Annotated in this window: 17 protein-coding genes; 13 read left to right on the top strand and 4 right to left on the bottom strand. The window is 59.8% G+C overall.

All coding sequences use genetic code 11. From position 1 onward, the window contains the following. The first annotated feature begins 131 nt into the window (after positions 1 to 131). The 5 genes from DAD186_RS00535 to DAD186_RS00515 all read left to right on the top strand — a co-directional run bounded on the left by DAD186_RS00535 (position 132) and on the right by DAD186_RS00515 (position 5,842). Positions 132 to 1,259: a LacI family DNA-binding transcriptional regulator gene (locus tag DAD186_RS00535; protein WP_065247058.1), complete on the top strand. Its 1,128-nt coding sequence runs from the start codon at positions 132 to 134 to the stop codon at positions 1,257 to 1,259. A 159-nt stretch (positions 1,260 to 1,418) separates the two neighbouring features. Continuing rightward, positions 1,419 to 2,816, top strand: a complete 1,398-nt coding sequence (locus DAD186_RS00530; RefSeq protein WP_065247057.1) for an extracellular solute-binding protein — start codon at positions 1,419 to 1,421, stop codon at positions 2,814 to 2,816. Further along, the gene (locus DAD186_RS00525) at positions 2,816 to 3,697 is read left to right on the top strand and encodes a carbohydrate ABC transporter permease (protein WP_065247056.1); all 882 of its coding nucleotides are present in this window, start codon (positions 2,816 to 2,818) and stop codon (positions 3,695 to 3,697) included. Before DAD186_RS00530 ends, DAD186_RS00525 begins: the two co-directional genes overlap by 1 nt. Positions 3,698 to 3,727: 30 nt before the next feature. After that, the gene (locus DAD186_RS00520) at positions 3,728 to 4,549 is read left to right on the top strand and encodes a carbohydrate ABC transporter permease (RefSeq protein WP_065247055.1); all 822 of its coding nucleotides are present in this window, start codon (positions 3,728 to 3,730) and stop codon (positions 4,547 to 4,549) included. A gap of 48 nt (positions 4,550 to 4,597) precedes the next feature. After that, a complete protein-coding gene (locus tag DAD186_RS00515) occupies positions 4,598 to 5,842 on the top strand; it encodes a glycoside hydrolase family 32 protein (protein WP_065247054.1) in 1,245 nt (414 codons plus the stop codon). A gap of 404 nt (positions 5,843 to 6,246) precedes the next feature. Here DAD186_RS00515 and DAD186_RS00510 read toward each other — a convergent pair whose 3' ends face one another. Genes DAD186_RS00510 through DAD186_RS00495 form a run of 4 tightly spaced genes read right to left on the bottom strand, consistent with a single transcriptional unit; the run spans position 6,247 to position 13,617 of the window. Then, positions 6,247 to 7,479 (bottom strand): DUF6177 family protein, encoded by a 1,233-nt coding sequence (locus DAD186_RS00510; RefSeq protein WP_065247053.1) that lies wholly within the window; start codon positions 7,477 to 7,479, stop codon positions 6,247 to 6,249. 2 nt (positions 7,480 to 7,481) lie between these two features. Continuing rightward, entirely contained in the window at positions 7,482 to 11,573 is a 4,092-nt protein-coding gene (gene eccCa, locus DAD186_RS00505) for a type VII secretion protein EccCa (protein ID WP_082991000.1), read from the bottom strand. Further along, complete coding sequence (locus tag DAD186_RS00500) at positions 11,570 to 12,319, bottom strand: hypothetical protein (RefSeq protein ID WP_065247052.1); 750 nt, start codon at positions 12,317 to 12,319, stop codon at positions 11,570 to 11,572. The genes eccCa and DAD186_RS00500 overlap by 4 nt, the downstream gene beginning before the upstream one ends. After that, the gene (locus tag DAD186_RS00495; protein WP_065247051.1) at positions 12,316 to 13,617 is read right to left on the bottom strand and encodes a ubiquitin family protein; all 1,302 of its coding nucleotides are present in this window, start codon (positions 13,615 to 13,617) and stop codon (positions 12,316 to 12,318) included. Before DAD186_RS00495 ends, DAD186_RS00500 begins: the two co-directional genes overlap by 4 nt. Positions 13,618 to 14,197: 580 nt before the next feature. Between DAD186_RS00495 and DAD186_RS00490 the strand changes: the two genes are divergently transcribed. From DAD186_RS00490 to DAD186_RS11020, 8 genes are all read left to right on the top strand, one after another. Continuing rightward, a complete protein-coding gene (locus DAD186_RS00490) occupies positions 14,198 to 14,533 on the top strand; it encodes a hypothetical protein (protein WP_065248638.1) in 336 nt (111 codons plus the stop codon). 48 nt (positions 14,534 to 14,581) lie between these two features. Continuing rightward, on the top strand, positions 14,582 to 14,890 hold the full coding sequence (locus DAD186_RS00485; RefSeq protein WP_065247043.1) for a pore-forming ESAT-6 family protein: 309 nt from the start codon (positions 14,582 to 14,584) through the stop codon (positions 14,888 to 14,890). 300 nt (positions 14,891 to 15,190) lie between these two features. Next, positions 15,191 to 15,526 carry a DUF6507 family protein gene (locus DAD186_RS00480; RefSeq protein ID WP_065247050.1) on the top strand — a complete coding sequence of 112 codons (336 nt, stop codon included), beginning with the start codon at positions 15,191 to 15,193 and terminating at the stop codon, positions 15,524 to 15,526. A 1-nt stretch (position 15,527) separates the two neighbouring features. After that, a complete protein-coding gene (locus DAD186_RS00475; RefSeq protein ID WP_065247049.1) occupies positions 15,528 to 17,369 on the top strand; it encodes a hypothetical protein in 1,842 nt (613 codons plus the stop codon). A 478-nt stretch (positions 17,370 to 17,847) separates the two neighbouring features. Next, positions 17,848 to 18,183 carry a hypothetical protein gene (locus DAD186_RS00470; RefSeq protein WP_065248638.1) on the top strand — a complete coding sequence of 112 codons (336 nt, stop codon included), beginning with the start codon at positions 17,848 to 17,850 and terminating at the stop codon, positions 18,181 to 18,183. Positions 18,184 to 18,231: 48 nt separating this feature from the next. After that, the gene (locus DAD186_RS00465) at positions 18,232 to 18,540 is read left to right on the top strand and encodes a pore-forming ESAT-6 family protein (RefSeq protein ID WP_065247048.1); all 309 of its coding nucleotides are present in this window, start codon (positions 18,232 to 18,234) and stop codon (positions 18,538 to 18,540) included. Positions 18,541 to 18,834: 294 nt separating this feature from the next. After that, positions 18,835 to 19,410, top strand: coding sequence for a DUF6507 family protein (locus tag DAD186_RS00460; RefSeq protein WP_065247047.1), 576 nt, complete (start codon positions 18,835 to 18,837; stop codon positions 19,408 to 19,410). 1 nt (position 19,411) lies between these two features. Next, the gene (locus tag DAD186_RS11020) at positions 19,412 to 21,328 is read left to right on the top strand and encodes a hypothetical protein (protein WP_208854261.1); all 1,917 of its coding nucleotides are present in this window, start codon (positions 19,412 to 19,414) and stop codon (positions 21,326 to 21,328) included. Positions 21,329 to 21,494 lie beyond the last annotated feature (166 nt).

The raw sequence follows: 21,494 nt of genomic DNA, 5'->3' as shown, positions 1-21,494 counted from the left end.
CCATTTCACGGCTTACCCAGGTGGTTTTCTCGACCCTGAGGGTCGGAGAGATAGACTCGCACGCGTTGTATTCAATGCCCCCACGGTTTCGTACGAGAGCGGTCCCCGGCCCGCACCGAGTAAGGAGGCCCATGCCCACGCCGCGTAAACGCGCTACCTCGCAAGACGTTGCCACGCTCGCGGGAGTTTCTCGCGCAACCGTGTCCATGGTGCTCAACGACCGCACCGAAGGAACGGTTTCAGAGGAAACGCGCAAGCGCGTGCTCGAAGCAGCAAAAACTCTCCAGTACACGCGCTCACGGGCGGCACTCACGCTGCGTGAAAAGCACACGCGTACGATCGGGATTATTTCCGACGAAATTATGACCTCCCCCTGGGCTGGGCGCATGTTGCGCGCCGCTAACCAAGCCGCGCACGAACGCGGGTATTTCACGCTCAGCATGGATCGCTCGATCGAGGGCATCACGCAAGAAAGCGCAATACACACCCTCCTCGAGCGAGAAGTCGACGGACTCATGATCGCGACCATGGGCGCCGTCCACGTTCGAGTGGAACCGGGGGCCGCACCCATCCCGATCGCGCTCCTCAATTGCTTCAACACTTGTGCGCCAGCGAGCTCCACCCCACCACCGGATTTCACGGCCGAGGAACGCTTGACGCAGGAGGAAGGTCCGACGGTCACCGTGACCGGGCCGACCCTTTTCCCCGAGTTTGGCCCCGATGACTACCAGGGCGGCTTCCGCGCCGCGCAGCGTTTGATCGATGTTGGCCACGAACGCATTGCCATGTTCACGGGCGACGACGTCGTCATCGCCAAGCGGGCACGCGATGCGGGTTTCTTCGACGCGTGCCGTGAGGCCGGCATCAAACCGCGGTTTGTCTCAGCGGGATGGGAGCTGGACGATGGCTTTCGCGCGGGTTCTCGTGTCCTCGCAGAACCCTTTAATCGCCGACCAACGGGGATCTTCTGCATCCGCGATCGCGTGGCAGCGGGACTCTTGCAGGCTGCTGCCGTCGCGGGCGTCAATGTTCCTCACGACTTGAGCGTGATCGGTTTTGACGATGAGGATTATTTTGCGGAACGCCTCACCCCTCCGCTTACCACAATTGCTCTTCCGCACATCGAGATGGGGCGAGCTGCCATGAGCGCGCTCATCGACGAAATCGAACAACCGAAGTCGGTTGTCCCTGATCGATCAGTTTTCACGTGCCCGCTTGTCGAGCGCCAAACGGTCGCACGCCCGAAAGGCCTGTCCTAGCGACGATAAGCTCAGAAACCGCGAAAACCCCCGCAGCCTTGACACGTGTAAAAGCCGGAGGCATACTGGAGCCACTTAGACACGTGTAAAGCTTTCGTGAACTCGAGCTTCCCGCGTACATCCACCCATTCAACCCTCAAAGAAGAGACAGGGGGAATCATGGCCCTATCCTCAAATTTCGGCCGTCGCGCCCTTCTCGGCGGCGGTGCGCTTGCGGGCCTCGCCGGCCTCGCTGCGACATGGCCACGGCTCTCAGCCATGGATATCCCAGGGCGCGGGGACGACGCACTCACAATCCTCATCATCGGCAACAGTTCGGATGCCGAAGGCCGACAAAAAATCGCCGATGCCTTCATGGAAAACCACCCCGGAGCCAAGGTCCGGGTCATGGCAGTCCAAGCAACCGATTGGGGCGACTTCTTCGCAAAGGTCCTCACCATGGTGGCCGCGGGCGTCGCCCCCGATGTCGTGTACGTCGCCACCGAAGGCGCCCAGCTTTTCGCGGATCGTCTCGGCGAGCCCCTCGACAAATACATCGAACGCGATGCCGAAGAGATGCAGGACTACTTCGCGGACGTCCACCCGAGCCTCATCGAGGCCTTCATGTATAAGGGCAGCCTCTACCAGCTCCCCCTCGACTTCAATGCCGCGAACATGTATCTCAACCTCGACGTTCTCGAACGAAACGGGCTCGAGATGCCCGACGATGAGTGGACCAAGGATGACTATGTCGCGATGCTCTCCGAAATGAAGGGCGATGCGACCCCGTATTTCTGGACCAATCGTCTCTTCGGCGGCATTGTCCCGTGGCTCTATGTCAACGACACAAGCTTTCTCACCGAGGAACGTGTCGACGGTGGAGAAACAATCTGGGAGACGTTCTACCCGGGGGAAACAGACCGCTCTGGCGGATACCTCTGGAAGGAATCCAATGCCCTCGATGAGCGCGTACACGAATCTTTCGAATTCATGCGCGAGATGATCGCCAACCGCCTCGCGGTGCGCCCCGAAGAAGGCGGCGGAAACACGCTCGTAGGTCTCTTTGCCTCGGGTCGCATCGGCTCCACACCTGCAGGCGGTTACTGGGTCCAGGGGCTCCACGAAGGCGGGATGAGTCCCGATCAGTACGACGTGGCATTCTTCCCGAAGTGGCGTACCCAGCGCCATCAATTCGGTGCGGCGGGCTACGCGATCATGAAGTCCTCTCAAAAGAAAGACCTCGCCTGGGAGTGGATCAAGTATTCCGCCTCCAAGGAAGCTATGCAGCTCCAGTTCCCCATCCCGGCAACAACTCCTACTCGCCGCTCGATGGTGAACGACAACCTTTACAGCAAGATCGGACCCGCACACTGGGAGCGCTTTTACAACACGCTCGACCGCTTCCCAACCTCAGGCCCCATCCCAGCTCCGCCCCAGCAAGCCGCCGTTGAGACCGCCCTTATTAAAAACGTCTCGGTGGCCGTCAGTGGAAATGCCGATGGGGTGACGCGCGCCCTTAAGAATCTTGATCGCGACCTCAAAGCCGCGCTCACCTCAAATTCGGAAGGAGAGAACTGATGACTCACCAGAAAGGCGCAAAGCTCCTCACCTGGCTTTTCCTCGCGCCCACTCTCATTGGCATCGGCGTCTTCACACTTCTTCCCATCATCGGCTCGCTCGTTCTCGCGTTCTTCCGATGGGACATCATCACGGATCCCCAGTTCGTCGGGCTCACGAACTTCAGCCGCATCCTCGGCGATGAAACCGTGCGCGTGAGCTTCGTGAATACTGCGATTTTCGTGGTGTTCGCCGTTGCATTGCAGCTCATCGTCGCGATGCTGCTCGCGGTACTCGTGCAATCGAAGATGCCCGGCTGGCTTCGCGGAATCCTCCGTTCGACATTCTTCTTCCCCCTTATCCTCTCGGCCGCGAGCGTCTCGATTCTCATGAAATACCTGTTCAACGAGCAGTTCGGCGTCGTGAACTGGTTGTTAAGTCTCGTCAATATTCCCGCCGTCCCGTGGCTCACGAGTGGCCAATGGGCGATGGTCGTGGTGATCGCCGTGTACGTGTGGCAGCAGTTTGGCTTTAGTTTCTTGCTCTTCATCGGTGGACTCGCTGCGATTCCGCGAGACGTGTACGAAGCAGCCTCGATCGACGGGGCAACGGGCTGGAAGCAATTCCGTTCAATCACCCTGCCTCTCGTGAGCCCCACGATCCTCGTCGCAACCGTCATGGCGATGATCTCCGCAATGCAGATTTTCGACCAGCCCTACGTCCTTACGAAGGGCGGCCCTGGCGATTCAACCCGCACGGTCGTCATGGTCATCTACGAGACTGCTTTCCGCCAACTCGACTTCGGGTACGCGAGTGCGATCGGTCTTGTTTTGATGCTCGCGATCATGCTTGTCACCTTCATTCAGTTCCGTCTTTCGCGCGCCCTGGTCTTCTACCAGTGATCACGCCTCACGCAGCATCGGAGTAGAACAATGCAGTCCAAATTTGCTTCCATCGCGAAATACGTGATTCTCGCCGTGGCCGTGATCCTCACTCTCGGCCCAGTGTGGTGGACGTTCACCACATCTCTTCGGCCGGCAGCCGAGTCTTTCTCGAACCCGCCAAGCTTCTTCCCTCTCAACCCCGATTTTTCAAGCTACAGGGCGGTGTTCGAGCAGCTCAAAATGCCGCTGCTCGTACTCAACAGTGCGCTCGTCACGGGCATCATTGCGCTAGGTCAAATGCTGAGTGCCGCCATGGCTGGCTACGTCTTTGCTCGCATGAAGTTCCGCGGCAAAAACCTCCTGTTCGGCATCATTCTCTCGACGATGATGGTGCCCGTGCAGATCACCATCGTGCCCGTGTTCATGATCATTCGCGGCCTCAACCTTTCGGATACGTTGTGGGCGCTTATCCTGCCGGCGATTCCCACCGCATTCGGAACGTTCCTCATGAGGCAGTTCTTCATGGGCCTTCCGCCAGACCTTGCCGAGGCGGCAGCAGTGGACGGGGCCTCACCGTGGCGCACGTTCTTCTCGATTTATGCGCCTCTCGCCGTCCCGGGCATGGCTATCGTGGGCGTTCTCGCGTTCAACTTTCACTGGAACGAGTTCTTCCGTCCGCTCATCTTCATGCTGAGCGAACAGAACTACACGCTCCCGCTAGGCCTCGTCACGCTTCAAGGTAACCTCGGCACCGGCTCCATCTCGATCGTGCTCGCCGGCGTGATTCTCTCGATGATTCCCGCGGTTGTCGTGTTCTTCTTCGGCCAAAGAGCCCTCCAAGAGGGCCTCACGGCGGGCGTCTCGAAGTAGTCGATTCCCGCCCCAGCAAGCCAGCCACCTCTCGAAAGGAGACCGTCGATGACGGCCCAGCAAGCGTCGGAACCCACCTCGTTCTTCCCGCACCGCCACCGTGTCCACACTCGCGGGTGGATAAATGACCCGAACGGGATTCACAAGAATGGCGACACGTGGCACGTGTATTTCCAGTGGAATCCGCATTCGGCACGGCACGACCGCATTCACTGGGGTCACGTGGTCTCGCACGATCTCGTGCACTGGGAGGAGCGTCCCGCGGCGCTTGTTCCGCGCGAGGGTGAGGCGGATTCGGCTGGTTGTTGGAGCGGCGTGGGGCTCGTGGATCACGGCCCGGGCACGAGGGAGGGTGGTACTCCGACGCTTGTGTATTCGGGTGTTGAGGAGGCAAATCCTCAGTTCGCGAGTGCGATCGTTGCGCGCGGCAATTCGGACGAGTCAATCTTTGACCGCTTCACCGTTGCCGCCCCCACACCCGACATCGAGGGCCTCACCGGCATTCGCGACCCGTTCGTTCTCGAAGCCGAGGGTCACCGTTTCGTGCTCCAGGGCGCGGGGATCGAACGCGAGGATGGTTCGCACGATGCCGTGCTTCTCGCCTGGCTTGCTGACGATCTCGAAAACTGGGTGTACCTCGGTGAGGTCGCCTCGAGTGCCGACCCGGGCCTTCGGGATATGACCCGTTCAACGCTGTGGGAGTGCCCGCAGCTCGTGTGCGTCGATGGGCACTGGGTGCTCATCGTAGGGCTGTGGCACGGCGAAAATGAGGCGGAGGGCAAGCCCGTTCTTCAAGGTTCCGGTTACGCGCTCGGCTCGCTCGAGGTGCAGTTTGACGGCGATACGCCGTGCGGCCTGCGCTTTCACAACGTGACGGCTCACGGTCTCGTGGATCAGGGCCCGGACTTTTATGCGCCGCAAGCATATGTCGATGGCGACCGGGTTCTCCTGTGGGGGTGGTCGTGGGAGAACGCCTCACGCACGCAGGAGGAGACCGACGCTCAGGGCTGGGCGGGCTGCCTCACGCTTCCGCGAGAGCTCCACGTGGAGGGCGATCTGCTCGTGTCTCGCTTCCCGGAGGAAGTGCTCGCAAGCGCGGGCGCGGCAGGGGTGCGGGAGTTCGGTTCCGACGGTTGCCTGCTCACCGTCGTGGATTCTTCGGGCGTCGAGCGCGAAGTGGCACGGCTCGAGGGCGCGGGCGCCGTCGCGGTCGACGCGTCGATCATCGAGGTGCTCCCCTCCCATGGGACCCCGCAAACGCTGCGCGTGTACGGCGAGATTCGCGTTCACTAACGGCCCCGTGCTGAGTGCTGGTTGAGGGGTCGCGGCGCGAGACGTGTGGGGCACGGAGTCGACTGCAATATAGTGGCCGAGCGCACAGCGGCCAATTTTCCATAACACCGTCTCTGGATGGCGCTTGACCTGCGGCTGTTATATATTCGTGATGTTGCTCGTGTCGCGGGCCTCACTGGCCTCAACGCGACACAGCCGCGCCCCTCACTCCACAAGCTAGGGCTCACGCCCGCGCCGCCAGTCGGCGTTCCCATCGCCACCCGCAGCTGACATCGTCGCGCGGGTGAGGCGGTGCCGCGGTGAGGGGATTTCCGCGGTACGAGAAGCGCCCGGCGGAGGGGGTCCGACGGGCGCTTCTCTATATCTCCTCCGAACGCCCGGTGATTCCGGGGCTCGGGTATCGACTATTCAGCCTGAGCCTCATCGGAGGCCGAGGAAGCGTCGGACCCCTCCCCCGCGCTCTCCCCAGCGGGCCTCCCACCGAGGTAGCCAAGGTAGCCGTAGCCGCCGTCCCACGGCTCAAGACCGTCCTTTTCAGCATGCTCGGAAGATTCATGTACGAGAACCGTGCTGGTCTCGCCTCCTTCGGCAATGATGAACCCGAGCGGCAGATACTCCTTGACCATGTCCCACAGCGCGCGCGCGTCGGATTCACTCACAGGGGTTCGTCCCTTCGGCAACTCAATCGTGAGGTCCTCAAGGACACCCTGATTGGACGGCAGAATATCGAGAGTGCCGTGCATCGGACCTCCGTCTACGCACCACAGGAACGGCTCGGGAGAAGCCTCAGCCGACATCTTTACGACCAACTCGCGGTCCCATGGAACTCGGGAGATCTCAGTCCGACCTACGGTCACGTTTGGGAGTCCGACGGTTGCGGCGAGCAAGCGCTCAGTCGCTTCGCTCACCGTTCCCGTGTCATCGAGGGGATGGAGAATTTGCAAACGGATAATAAGGTTCGAAAACGCCACCTGGGCCCGTTCGCGGTCATCCTCGGGCTCGCCGAGTAGGCCTTCGTCACTCCACGAGAACGGGAGACCGGTAAGCGCCTCAACTGGACCGTTTGCGGTTTCACGGATCCACACAACTTGGAACGTATAGAACAAGCGCCGCATGTACGGCGTGATCGTCGTCGATTCCGGCGTGCGGATAACAAGTGAATGCGACTCTTCTTTCGCGCTCTTAATGAGCGAAGAAATCCATGGGCCAAAATCAAGAACGGCAACGGGCATATCCACGATACGTGGCACGAGAGGCGAGCCATCTTCATAGAATGCACCCCGCTTCAGTTCCTCACGGGGCCTTCTTGCAGCCCATCCGGGATCGTCGACGAGCTGCTGGTCGATACTCACGTCCGTCGCCGTCGCGGCGAACTCACGCGCGCACGCCTTGGCAAACGCAATCGTCTCAGCCCGCGGCCCCACGATCTCAGCTGCATAGTAGGGGGCAGCCGTGAGGGCTTCCTCAATAAACCAGATCGGCGGCGTCGAGCATGAGGCATCAGTGATAGCGATGGCGTCGCCATCAGTCGACCACAGTTCGTGCTCGGGAGTGAACACAGCGCTCACGACGTCGGCAAGAGCTTCTGCCGTCCATTCGCGCGAACTATGCAGGCGAATTATCGCTTGCTGATCCATAGTCAGTGCCTTCCGTGATGGGGCGGGGTGGACGCGTTCAAAGGTGCAGAACCGCTCGCGGCGCTGCCACCACCCGTGCGGTGAGTCGAACGTTCGAAGTCCCGCGCTTCCTGCAGGTCCTCGTCAGGCTCGTCACAAACGAGCTGCACCGTTTCACCGGGCTGTCCCGTACGAAACATGCGTGCACGACCCGTCGGGAGCTTACGAGCACGCTCGCCGCCGAGAAGCAGACCCTCGGTCCGGTCGCCGGAAAACATGAAGCCCGTCGCTCCACTCTCGCGTACCGTGTTGAAAACGGGTTCGAACAATCCGCGCGAGGCACCCGCAACACGACGAGCAATGATCGCCGAGAGGTTGATTTCCGGTCCCATTGCCAGGAACGGCTGAAGCGCCTGAAGCGGACTCATGTTGCCCGCGGTCAAAACGTCATAGTCGTCGATAAGAAGTACGATACGTGGCTGACTATCGTTGTTCTCCTCCGACTCAGCCGTGCCCGGAACACGCTTTTGGAGTTCAGGAATGATCGCCTTAACAAGCTTCTCGGCGAGCGTCGCTGAGGACGCATACCCGCCAAGATAGGGCTCCGGAATCAGGTCGCTCAGGCCACGACGCGGGTCGAACACGGCAAACACCAACTCTTCCGGGCTCCACCGCTTCATCATTTCGCGCGCGAGGTACTTGAGCATGCTTGTGCGACCAGTCTTGTTGGCGCCAATCGCGACAACGTTCCAGTCCGTGCCGGACACGTCGAGCTGCGCGGTATTGAGCTGGGTCTCGTACAGGCCGATGGGGATGAGGTTCTTAGACTCGGCCTTCTCGACCATGTCGGGTGTGACTACCTGCGGCAGCAGTCGAACCTTCGGCGCACGATCCGTCGTCGCTTCCGAAACGGCCTTCACAAGGGCTGACAGCCCCTCAGATGTCGATCCACGGTCGGGATTCGAATCGATTCGCGGAAGTGCGATTTGCCCGAACAACCCGTCCGACGTGAGGCACTGGCCGGGTCGATCAGCCGAAATCGTTGCCGAAAGCTTGCGGGCGACGCTCGACTCACCGGGGTCGGTGAGTCGAAGCTCGAGGCGATTACCGAAGTAGGTTTGCATCGACAGGCGAGCGTCGTTGAGGCGCGAACCGGTCGCGACCACGTGAACGCCAAGACCAGCGCCACGGCGCACAATGTCCTTGATGTTCTCTTCGAGGTCGTTGAACTCCTCGTTGAACTGACCGAAACCATCCACAAGAAGCACAATTTCGCTCATGAGCTTCGAGTCGACTTCATTGCCGGCCAAACGCCGCACCGTTTCGAGATCGGGCATTTGACTTTGATGCAGGAGCATTTCGCGAGCCTGCATTGCGGACTGCACTTCTTCAATCGTGCGACGCACTGCTTCGCGGCGTTGGCGTGTCGCGACGCCCGCCACGTTCGGAAGCTTCTCAATCGACATGAGGCCCGAACCGAGCAGGTCGACGCCATACACGATTGCTTCGGCCGAAGGATGCGTAAGGGCAAGCGACGCTGCGATCGTTTGAAGCACCGTTGTCTTACCCGAGCGGGGCGCACCTACAACAAACACGTGACCACCGGGGCCCGCGAGATCAAGGTTGAGCTTGCCCTGCCACTGGTGCGCCGGATCGTCGATCATGCCAATCGGAATCCGTAGGAGCTTGTCCTTCGTGATGCGAAGTCCACGACGGGTCGCCATGGGCTTGCCGGCTGCCTGATCCAGCGTGAGAACGTGCTCAAGGGGGTCAAGCCAGATCGGGCGTGTCACACGCGGCCGCTTCTCAAGCTGGGCGACGACGGTCGAGAGTACTGTATCGCCCTCTTCGTCCTCGTCGTCAGCACCGCCAGGAGTTGCCTGCTTGTCAGCTTGCTCTTCGCGATCCAGCACCGCAAACTCGTCGATCAGAGACACGTGTGGGAGGTTCTCAACCTCAATGTCCTCTTCATTCTTCGGCAGAAGACCGGAAACGTACCCTGCGCGGAACTTTGTGTAGGTCGTCGTGTCGACCTTGAGGTAGCCGTATCCGGGAAGCGGCGGAAGCGAGAACGCGTCGACCGTATCAATAACCGTGCGCGACTCCGCCGCGGACAGCGTGCGCAGACCGATGCGATACGACAGGTAGGTGTCAAGACCGCGAAGCTTACCGCCCTCAATTCGCTGGCTCGAAAGAAGCAAGTGCACACCGATCGAACGACCGATACGGCCAATCGACAGGAACAGGTCGATGAAGTCGGGACGGGCCGTGAGGAGCTCACCGAACTCGTCGATAATTACGAGGAGGTGCGGGAGCGGCTCCATGTTCTCGCCGCCTTCGGCAGCCTGCCGGCGCCGGTAGGTCGTGATGTCCGAGAGGCTACCGGCATCCTTGAGAAGCTGCTGGCGGCGCTTCACTTCACCCTCAAGGCTCGCGTAGACCCTCTCCACAAGGTTCGCGTCGTCACCGAGGTTCGTGATGACGCCCGCGACGTGCGGAAGATTCTCGAACGGTGCGAAGGCCGCACCGCCCTTGTAATCGACGAGAACCATGTTGACGTCGGAGGGCGAATGCCCGGCAACGAGACCGAGAACGAGAGTACGAAGAAGTTCTGATTTACCCGAACCAGTCGCACCGATTGCGAGGCCGTGAGGGCCCATGCCGTACTGCGCTGACTCCTTGAGATCGAGCATGACGGGTGCGCCTTGATCATCGGTACCGATTTGGACGCGCAGGAAGCTCGAGCGGGGGCGGGGCGCCCACGCCTCCTCAAGGTTGATATTCGTAAGATCCTCAACACCGAGCAGGTCCGACGCTCGCATAGCCTGTTGCGCTTCATCGTGTTCGAGAGAGTCTGGTGCAAGGCGCACGCCCGAAAGGTAGCGCGCGAGTGCCTGCGCCTCCTCGTGCGTGAACTCATCGAGCTTCACGTTGATGCGCTCCGGTTCTTTATCGCGCTTCTCGTAGCGTTCAATGATCGCCTCGTCGGCCTTGACCGACGAGGGGCTGATGCGCAGCGTAATGTCGTCCGGTTCGTGCTCGCGGCTGGCGAGGAGGTGAAGCATCGTGACGCCAACATCGGAAGGGCGGACTTCTCGGTCGCCGAGGGGCAGGTCAATTGCATCTTCACCGTGATGATCAGAAACGACCCACATGCGGGCCATGGTGCTCGAGATATCCCCGCCGCCACGATTACGACGAACTTGCGCCGCAGCGGTAAGACGACGGTGCAGCTCGGGGCGGAGTACTTCCGCGAGTTGTTCCTCGTCTTTTGCTATGCGGCGGATCGGCCCAAGATGCGTTGCGCGATCCTGGTCCGCCATGTGCGGAAGCCACGTCATCCACTTCCAATAGTCCCCCGTCTTTCCCTCGGGATAGGTGAGGGCCATTTCGATATCTTCAGGCGAGGAAAGCGCAGCCGCATGCGAAGTGAGGAGTACAGCGATCCGGCGGCAGAAAGGCTGGTCGCCGACGATACTCACGTTGCCCACGGAGTCGAAGGGCACCGTCACGGGTGCGTCGGGCATCGTGGAAAAGCGCTCTTCAACGCGGTCGAGCTCGCTTGACATGAACTCATCGTCCAAACTCATGGCGTTGTCCTCGCCTACGCGCTCGAACTCCACGGAAGGAGCAAAGCCGATGCCAAGACGGAGCCTCATGAAGTCCTGGTCATCACGACGACGCTCCCAGAGGCGCGACGTGGAGCGTACGAGGCTCAGGAGCGCACCAGGGTGAGGTTCGGCGGTGCGCGCAAGCCGAGCTCGTTCCTGTTCGGCTTCGTACAACTCACTAGACTGGCGGTCTAGGTAGGTCAGGTACCGATCGCGAAGGGATTGCCGACGCCTGACTGACCGACCACGATTGCTCATGAACATGATGATGAACGCGATGACGGTCACGATCATCATGAGGGCGCCGATGGCGGCGAGCGCGGAACCCCTGAACAGCATCATGAGGGTCATACTCGTAGCGGCACCGAGCATGGGGATGAGCATGAGGAAGTTTGCCGTGCCGTCATTTTCGGGCAACGCCGGCGGAAGTTCAATTTCGTGGCGAGCTACGCCCGGGGCAGAGGGCGATGTACGGGCGGGGCGATGAACGATTCGGGTACTCAACGACTAACCGCCAGCTGCATCATGAGCGCGCCAAGCTCCTCAAGTGCGACGCGCGAGGGTTCGGAAATGTTTTCGACGCGCACGTGGGAATCACCCGCGAGGTGCTGGTCCTGCGGAATGACTACGAGGTCGCCGAGCTGAATACCGCCGCGCGGCTTGCCGAGGCCGCTCTCGGGCGTTTCGCGAAGTAGGCGGATCGTCGCACCGTGCTTGTCGCCGAGAGCTTCGCGGATGTTCTCCACTTTTTCAATGCCCTGAACGGTACGGCGTCCCACGATGACAATCACGTGAGGCATGAGCATCGAGAGCTCTTCGTCGGTCACGTGCGAATCGCAGTCCACGAGAAGCACCTGCTGAGCGCGCGAAATTTCACCAATCGATTCACGGGCATTCACAAGCGGAGTGTCGTGAAGGCGCACTCCACGCTGATGGTGGTTGTCGCCGAGGAACCACGCAAGGTCACTCGTCGAGCGGAGCCCGGCAACCGTCACGGAACCACCGCGCGCTTGCGCGAGGTAACCGGCGCACGCGACGAGCAGCGAGGTCACGCCCGCACCGCCGTGGGCACCGAGGAAGACGACACGACGGCCCGTCGTGATGGGCAGCTGCTCATCGCGCTGCGCCTGGGCGATACGGGTGGGGGTTTCGTCGTTACCGATCCAACCGGTGACACGTCGAAGCGCGCGGCGTGCGCCGCCTTCACCCTTACGTTTGCTGATCTTGAGAGCGCGGTCTTTTTGGTTCACTGGAAAGTCCTCAACAGTTCGCTATACACACCGAAAATTCCCACGAGCGCGGGCACGGTCGCGAGCGTGCAAATACGTTCAACGACGCCCGCGATTCGACGGCCGAGCGCCGAGTTCACGGAGCTGCGGAAGGCAAAGCGCGGAATCGTATAAATGGCAACGGCGATCACGATGGCGCCCACACCGAGCCAGACCGAAAGGTCGGGGTTCGAGGCGACAATCGCTTGCGCGCAGCACACGCCTGTCACGATCGCGGCGCCCCAGAGCGATGCCCGGTGGAGGGCGAAGGGGAAGTGGCGAGTACGGAACACCATGGTGATGGCGACGGCTGCCACGGTAATCGCGGCGAAGGTGTTCTCGACGACGAGCGCCGACGCAAGCCCAAGAGAGATCGCGAGAATCACGGCGAGGACGCCGACCGCCATCGTGAGCGTCTCGTACGCCTCGGAAATAGCGACATCGACGCGCTTCGCTTTCACGTCGCCCTCTTCCGCGAGAGAATCCTGCACCGTGTAAAGGCCTGCGCCCTGCATCGCGAAGCGCGGCACGAGACCGAGCGCTGCGAGCGCGACAACGGCGACGATCGCACCGGCCTGTTCAACCGTCGCGCCGAGAGAGGTCGCCGCGACGAAAATGCCAACGCCAGCAGCGAGAGTGAGCAGAGCAGTCCACAGCGCCCGGAAGCGTCGGCGGAGAACCCCGAATACCGCAAGCGTTGAGGCGAACGCGCTGAGCCACCAGATCGCGCTCTCCTTGCCCCCAAACTCGAAGTTGAGGCCGCCGAGGACCGTAAGCAGAAGCGAACCGGCGAAAAGCGGCCACGCGAGCGTGCGGACCTGAAGGGCCGCCGCGACGATCGTCAACGTAAACATACCGGAGACGGGCCACCACGGGCGGGAGAAAGCACCTGGGATGAACCAGAGGGAGAGAAGGAGGAGGGCCGTGGAGAGAATGCCGAGAACCCACGGGCGGGTCTTGTCGCTCCAGAGACCGCTCACGTCGGTCGACGTAAGGCGATCAACCACGTCGTGGACGACGGGCTCGAGTGGCGCATCAGCAAGCGGGAGAACTTGAACGACTTGACCGTCGAGCAGATCCTGCTCACCCACGGGGATCGTCGGATCTAGGCGTTCGCCAAGCACCGTGAAAAGTCCAAGACTTGAAATCGTCGTCGTTTCTCCTACGAGTTCCATGAACTCGGGGATCACGTCAGAAGGCGTGAGCGAACCCGGGATCACGACGTCTGCGGCACGCTCATTTCCGCGGATCGTTAAGCGAACAAAGGGACTCGTAGTCATCGATCGTCCTCTCCGGATGAGGCCGGTTTTTCGTCCGGCGTAGGCGTGGCGTTAGCGGGGGTCGTTACGGACGTGCCTTGCATAGGATTTCGTTTAAAGGTCGTGTCGGTCGCGAGCAGGTGCATCACAAACGAGACTGCAACGCACACTGCACAGGCAAGCACCGCAAGAAAAATACTGCCCAGCATGTTGCCAAGACCGTCTGTCCACGTGCGACGCAGCCTCTCCGACCTATGCAAGAGCGCCTGTGCGAGCCGTTTGCGGCGCACTTTAACGGCATCGAGAAGCTGGTCGTCATAGGTGTACACGCAGTTCAAACCCCCTGCTGAGCGTGGTGGCAGTAATATACGAATGCCATTGTGCACACATTCGCTGACAACGGCCACTTGCGTGAACATCACGGAAACATAACGGAAACTTTAGAAAGACTCCGAACAGATCCCGTGACGGTTGTGTTTTTCTATAACGGTCAGATAACGGGACGTGTGTCCCGGACAGCACAAGGGGAAGCGTGGGAACCGCACGCGCTCTGACGCCGTGGTTCACACTCCTCACAACACTTTTGCAAGGGAGTGCACTCATGAAGTTCGATATGGGCAACCAGACCCTCTCCACCCTCACCACCAACACCTCCGGCGCTAACGACGACCTCGGCTCGCTCGTCAAGCAGCTCGTTGCCTCGGTGGAGCCCCTCGAAGGCAAGTTCAACGGCGCCGGCCGCGCCGCCTTCGACCAGTTCAAGGCCCGCACCGACGAAATCAGCCACGACCTCAACGTCTCCCTCGGCCGCATCCTCGAAGGCCAGGGCGGCATGGACACCGCCTTCCAGACCGGCGACCAGGAGTCGATGGACAACGCCACCTCCGCACAGGGCTCGGCCAACTTCGACGGCGCACGCTTCTCCGGCCAGAGCTGAACCCACACACCACAAAAGCCACCACACACGCTTTAGAGAGGACACCTCATGCCCACCACCGACCGCATCTCGTTCGACACCGGCGTTTCCCAGTCCGTCCAGGGCGACCTCGCCGGCATCATCGGCCGCCTCGAAGGCCTCATCTCCATGCGCGACCAGCAGGTCAACGCCGCCATGAGCGACTTCCAGGCCGACGGCGTCTCCGAAGAATACCGCCACGTCGAACAGCGCTGGCACCGCGCCTCCAACGAGGTCCGCGGCATCATCGACCTCGTCAAAACCACCATGAGCAAAAACGACGAAACCGCCACCAGCGCCCAACAACGCGCCGCCAGCGCCGTCGCCAACATCGGCTAACACCCACACCACACAAACGGCCCGGCCACCAACACAGGCGGCCGGGCCCGTACCACTGCGAACTGAACTTACATGAACCCGTCACACTGACGGGCGCAAGATTTAACACCGGACCAGCACCAGCGCACAGTTGCGGACCTGCTATCCCACGTCATAGCACCGTGGCGTCTTGAGGGGCTCACCACACCGACGCTGAGCTCACACCCCTCACGCGTCAGATACACGCCCGGGACCCATGAGACAAGACAGATCGAGCACCTCCAATACAGCCGTCTCATATCCGCAATTAAGGGGAAGCAATTGCAGTACGACATTCAACCTAACGCCGTCGGAATCATCATCGGCAAAGCCCGCCAAACGGTCGACCAACTTGAGGCGGTTTCAGGCGCTACCGACTCCGCAATATCGGACGCCGGCAGCGCACTGACGCATAGTCCGGCTGCTTCTTCCGCAGTCCAGCACTACCTCGAAGTATTGGTGAAGTTCGGGGTAGACGGTTGTCATGATTTAGCTCAGCACAACATCCTTTGCACCGACGATGCTTGCCGGTCCTACCTTGAGGGCGATGCACAAGCCGCGAGCAATTCCCAGACCGCCTTGGCATCTGTGCCCGAGATCGACTCACCAGGAGCATAAAATGGTATCCGTTGCAGACCTCCCAGATCTAGACAACCCAACTGAGGTTGATTCGCTCGCCGACGCACTAGACAACATTGCTCAAGACACCAAATCTATTGTCGGTGAAGCGGGAATGGTGTGGGCCACCATGGACCCTGTTTGGATGTCGCCCGAAAGCTCCTTGGTGCAGGTGGCCATGGTCAACCCCATTCAGATCGCGGAAGAAATTTACGATCGGAACACCCAGCGCGCGGCTGATTTGCGGGCGTACGCAGACGAATTAGAAAAGCTTACTGATGAAAAATCTAAGCTAGAAGCTCAAATAGAGTCCGCAATCGCCGCACTTGAAGCGGCCGAACAGCTGCCCGATACCGTCCCCGAGGAGAATCCTTCCGGCGAAGGCGAGCCTCAACAAGTACCCAACCCTGAAAAGGAACGGCAACTGGCTGCCGCTCACCAAGCTATCGCTGCCGCCGAACTAGCTGTCAGCCTGTTCCTGATGCGAGTCCAAACGGCCGACCGCGCACTCGCCGCCAAATTCACTGCGGCTAGCTTCGGCCCGCACACAGTGTCGTCAGCATTCGGGAAGTATGTTAACGGAAGCTTCTTCGACGGACTCTCCGATGCCGTTTTCGGAATTCTGAAACTACAATGGAGAAACCGAAAGCTTAAGCTTATCGACGCACTCAAATACTCCAAGAATGGAACGGAGTTCTTCTTCAGGGCGGCCGCTATTCCACTTGAAGAGTTGATTGTAAGGCCGTACCAAAATCAGAAGCGGTTCTTTTTCGGTGGAGGCATCAATGCCCTCGGACGTGGTGTTTGGCGAAATTACCTTGACTTTATAAACCCCGACCCGGAAGTCCAACCTTCGGTCGTCCGCCATACAGCCGCCTGGCTGACGGGGGGCGCCGTCACCATCGCCCACGACCCCGCACGCACCGTCGGGGAGCTTGCACCCACAGCCTTCACGGGAGGCGGAAAAGTCGTCATCGAAAAGGGCGGAAAACTTGCGTATAAGAATTTCAAGGTCGGTTCCGACGGCTTTAGCGATTCAACTAAGAGAGTCGGTAAGAAGTTAGGTACAGACGTCCCCCAAGAGGCGCTGGATCAGGGCCTTATCGGCGCCTACAACGAAGCAGTTGCTGATTGGCGCGAGGAAAATCCGCGGACGCCCATTGCACCTCCAGAAGATCCCAACGTCACTACGCCCGGCAGTGACCAAACAGCAGATGGGGTCAGCAGCACTGGAGTAACTTCCGGCACTTCTCATTCGGCACCGGGAAGCTCTCCAATAATCGGACCGCCCTCACCCAAACCGAGTCTGAAGGTATACAACGTCCCACCGGCGCCTCCGGCCGTACAACCACAGGCAGCTTTGCCTCAGACCGGGGGCTACACACAACCCATAGAAAGTCCTGCAGAAATAGCTGAAGTCTCAGCTGAGCCTACGGTGCCGGATGCGACTACGAATCCTGCGAACCTGCCGATATTGACCCCAGAAACGATGGACACTAGCCAGGAGTCTGCACAACCAACTCCTGCACCAGTGTCGGATACATCAAGTAACTTAGAAACAGCGCGACCCGTTAGCGGCCCTGAGGACACTGTGCTCGAGAATCTCCATCACCTCGAAAACCGAGCCGCCGACAGATTCTCGATCGCTGCAGGGGTCGACAAAGCCGCGATCTCAGAGACTCTCCACCAAGGCTGGAATGTTTCATCGGACAAGGTAAGCGACCTACTTGAGCATGCTATTGAGGCGAATCCAGAGCTACTGAAAGTCCTTCGCGAGAAGGATTTCACGGGCGACCTTCACCTCCAAGACCTCGAGGAGATCCTCGCAGCCCTGGCTAAGTAACCCACTCGCGCGGTAATATCCGGCATAATCGGTACGGCCCCATCTTATGTGGAAGCTTTTTCCGCATGGGATGGGGCCGCCTTGTAGTGTCGACCGCCCACTGCTCATTCCCATGCAAACAGCGCAGACGCAACCACTATCGCGGACATGGCATTCCTACCAGAAACACAACCCAAGTCCACTGCGCAAGTAGTTCTGGACCGCAATATCGCCACTGGGCAAAATAGACGAAACGTCGCAATAGCCCCTCGAGGAGCAGTCAACCTCGATCCCCTTGACAACCCCCAAGATGAACATCACGGAAACATGACGAGAACGTTTGTGTATTTCGGTGCCCGCCCGTGACGGTTGTGTTTTTCTATAACGGTCAGATAACGGGACGTGTGTCCCGGACAGCACAAGGGGAAGCGTGGGAACCGCACGCGCTCTGACGCCGTGGTTCACACTCCTCACAACACTTTTGCAAGGGAGTGCACTCATGAAGTTCGATATGGGCAACCAGACCCTCTCCACCCTCACCACCAACACCTCCGGCGCTAACGACGACCTCGGCTCGCTCGTCAAGCAGCTCGTTGCCTCGGTGGAGCCCCTCGAAGGCAAGTTCAACGGCGCCGGCCGCGCCGCCTTCGACCAGTTCAAGGCCCGCACCGACGAAATCAGCCACGACCTCAACGTCTCCCTCGGCCGCATCCTCGAAGGCCAGGGCGGCATGGACACCGCCTTCCAGACCGGCGACCAGGAGTCGATGGACAACGCCACCTCCGCACAGGGCTCGGCCAACTTCGACGGCGCACGCTTCTCCGGCCAGAGCTGAACCCACACACCACAAAAGCCACCACACACGCTTTAGAGAGGACACCTCATGCCCACCACCGACCGCATCTCGTTCGACACCGGCGTTTCCCAGTCCGTCCAGGGCGACCTCGCCGGCATCATCGGCCGCCTCGAAGGCCTCATCTCCATGCGCGACCAGCAGGTCAACGCCGCCATGAGCGACTTCCAGGCCGACGGCGTCTCCGAAGAATACCGCCACGTCGAACAGCGCTGGCACCGCGCCTCCAACGAGGTCCGCGGCATCATCGACCTCGTCAAAACCACCATGAGCAAAAACGACGAAACCGCCACCAGCGCCCAACAACGCGCCGCCAACGCCGTCGCCAACATCGGCTAACACCCACACCACACAAACGGCCCGGCCACCAACACAGGCGGCCGGGCCCCACCCCCTCCCTAATACAGGGCAAGCCCCAGCGCCAAGCCTCTGTCTCAAAACAACACCAGCCATACAGCCAGCCGACGCCAGCCCCGGCACCTCCACTAAACCCTTTGCAATCAGCTGGAAAATCGGCGGTCACTATTCATGTCCTGCACCATTCAATGGCGCCATCAAAAGAAGCCCGGTACTGCAGAGGAAGAAGCACGCCGTTAGATCTAGAGAGCGCCTGCTCAATAGAGGTAAATAATCATGAAGTTAAATATCCTATTTAGTGAAGTTGACTCTTCCATTGAATATGCCGAGTGGCAAATGAGCGAGATGGAGCACGTTAAGAGTTTCACTGAAGAAACCACCCAAGCTGCAGCAAGCGCGCTCAGTCATAGCCCCTTTAGTGCGATCATGGTAGAGCGCTGTCTTCAATTTTTTGTCCTCAACGAGGTCGACCATTGCTACAATCGCGCAAGCATCAACATGGAAGCTACGCGTGAAGCCGTCGGCCACTACGCTGATGGCGATCAGCAGATGAGCGAGAACTCGTCACAGGCCATGAATTCGTTGAACATCCCGGACATGCCGGGTGTGAACACGTCTGGAACACAAGGCATCCCCTACATCGAAGGCCCTATCGATGTTTCGAAACCCTACGAGTTTAGTAACGATGTACCGCTATTGACATCCGAAACACTTCCCGGCGCATTCAACCAGTCGCTGCAGACAGAGGATCCTAGCCACCCTCCTGTTTGCACACCCGAAGATGCAGGACCCTTCAAGTACCAGACATCTCCCAACTTCAAATCGACTTCACCACAAACTTCTGGAGAGTAACATGGTTTCCACTTCCGATCTCCCCGAACTCGACGATCCTGCCACGGTAGAAGAACTAGGAGACTGCTTCTTATCGATTGGCGAAAGAACCAAGACCGTCGTTGCAGACTCTTCAGCGGCGTGGACCGGAGTTATCCGTGGCTACTATTCGCCCGAAGACTGGAAAGTACACTCCTCTTTCCAGACACCAAAAGCTATCGCCGAAAACCTCGCTACAAAAACTTCCGAATTCAAGGACAACTTGGTCGAATATGCAGGCCAGTTGCGGGATTTTGAGACCCGAAAGGAGGAACTTGAACGCGAGATTGACGACGCTAATGACGAACTCGATGCAGCTGAAGCTATGGAGGACGAAATTGAGGAATCCGATCCTGACAGTCCTAGCGGAACACGTATGGTCCCAAATCCCGAGAAACCTCCTGCAGTGTTAGCCGCACAGATACGGATCGAGAATGTCGAGCGTGAGGTAGCCGCATTTAAACGCGAAGTAAATAGGGCCGACCGCGCTCTCGCCCGGAAATTTGCTACCGGGACTTTCGGCCTGCATACGCTCAGCCAGATGGTTTCGGACTTCGAATCCTTGGGAGCCTTGCGAGGAGCGGTCGGGGCGCTAGCCGGGACCCTCAAACTGGTCCTAGGAACGGTCAAGATTTCCACCAAGACCGTGTGGGACCATAAAGAGGACATCGCCAACTTTTTCCTCCATCCAGTTGACTCCGGAAAGAAAGTGCGGAGTCTTTTTACAAAAGAGAATGCAGAACCGGCCCTACAGTGGGCCAGTGAGACCGTATTCGACCTCGAGCACGACATTACGCCCTCATTCGTGTCCCACGGCCTAGCGTGGATGGGAGGCGGTGTCGTTACTATTGCTCATCAGCCTGCCACTGAGGCTGGCTCACTTTCCCCAGTTCTCTTCACTAGCGGTGGAAGTCTTGGCGTCAAGGTAACCGGCGATGTCGCGAAAGGAGGCTTCAAGGTCCTCGCAGACAAGTCTGAAGACAAGATTAAGAAGGATCTCAAGAAAAAGGTCACCGGAGATCCGGCCCAAGAGGCCTTTAATAATGGCGTAACTGGGTCACTAGGCGAAGCTTACGACTCAGAAATAGGCCCCGAGGACCTGCCTGACCTTGAACCTATGGCTCCCGCTCCGGAGGGCCCGGAGCCGCCGCATGAGGACTCGGCTCCTACCGGTGCCCTACCAACTCCTCCCGCTCCTCCCTCACACAGCAATGGCGGATCGGAACCGGCACCGGAACCCACACCAGAACCGGCACCGGAACCCACACCAGAACCGGCACCGGAACCGGCCCCCGCACCAGTTGTGGACGCTCCCGCACCGGCACCCGTTGTCAACACTCCCGCACCGGCACCCGTTGTCAACGCGCCAACACCGGCCCCAGCACCAATTGTGGAAGATCCCGCACCCGCACCAGTTGCGGACAATCCCGCACCGGCACCCGTCGTCAACGCTCCCGCACCCGCACCGGCACCCGTTGTCAACGCGCCAACACCGGCCCCAGCACCAATTGTGGAAGATCCTGCACCCGCACCAGTTGCGGACGCCCCCGCACCGGTGCCCGTCGCCGAGCCTCCCGCACCAGTTCTGGAAGATCCCGCTCCGGCACCTACCTTGGCGCCAGCACCGCCCACACCATCGGGCGACGGCTTGTCTCACAAGTTCTTTGACTTCAAGAATCAGGTCATCGACGATTTGTCCTCGGCGTCAGGGATAGATGCAGACTCGATTCAGGAAGCTTTCGACAACGGAGGGAACGTGTCGGCCGCTCAGGCTGATCAGATGCTCTATCAAGCCACCGAGGCTCACCCCGAACTGGCGAGCATCCTTCGCGCTGAAGGACTCAACGGGAACTACAGCGCGGCCGATCTAGATCAACTTCTCACCAATACGGGGAACTAAAACCCCACCGGCTGTCAAGACCGAGGCCAATTAATGCGGTCCCGTGCAGGCTAGCGACTGAGTCGTATTTAGCCAGTGCGGGACCGCAATCCAATTCACCCTGCAACCGCGACCTCTGCACGTGCAGATGCGAAACAGCAATTTTAATCGTCACCCGGCACTGGGC

This window comes from Dermabacter vaginalis, assembly GCF_001678905.1.
In the GTDB taxonomy this organism is placed as follows: domain Bacteria; phylum Actinomycetota; class Actinomycetes; order Actinomycetales; family Dermabacteraceae; genus Dermabacter; species Dermabacter vaginalis.
Note: the sequence above shows the minus strand (reverse complement) of the source record. Positions and strands in the feature narration are given on the sequence as shown.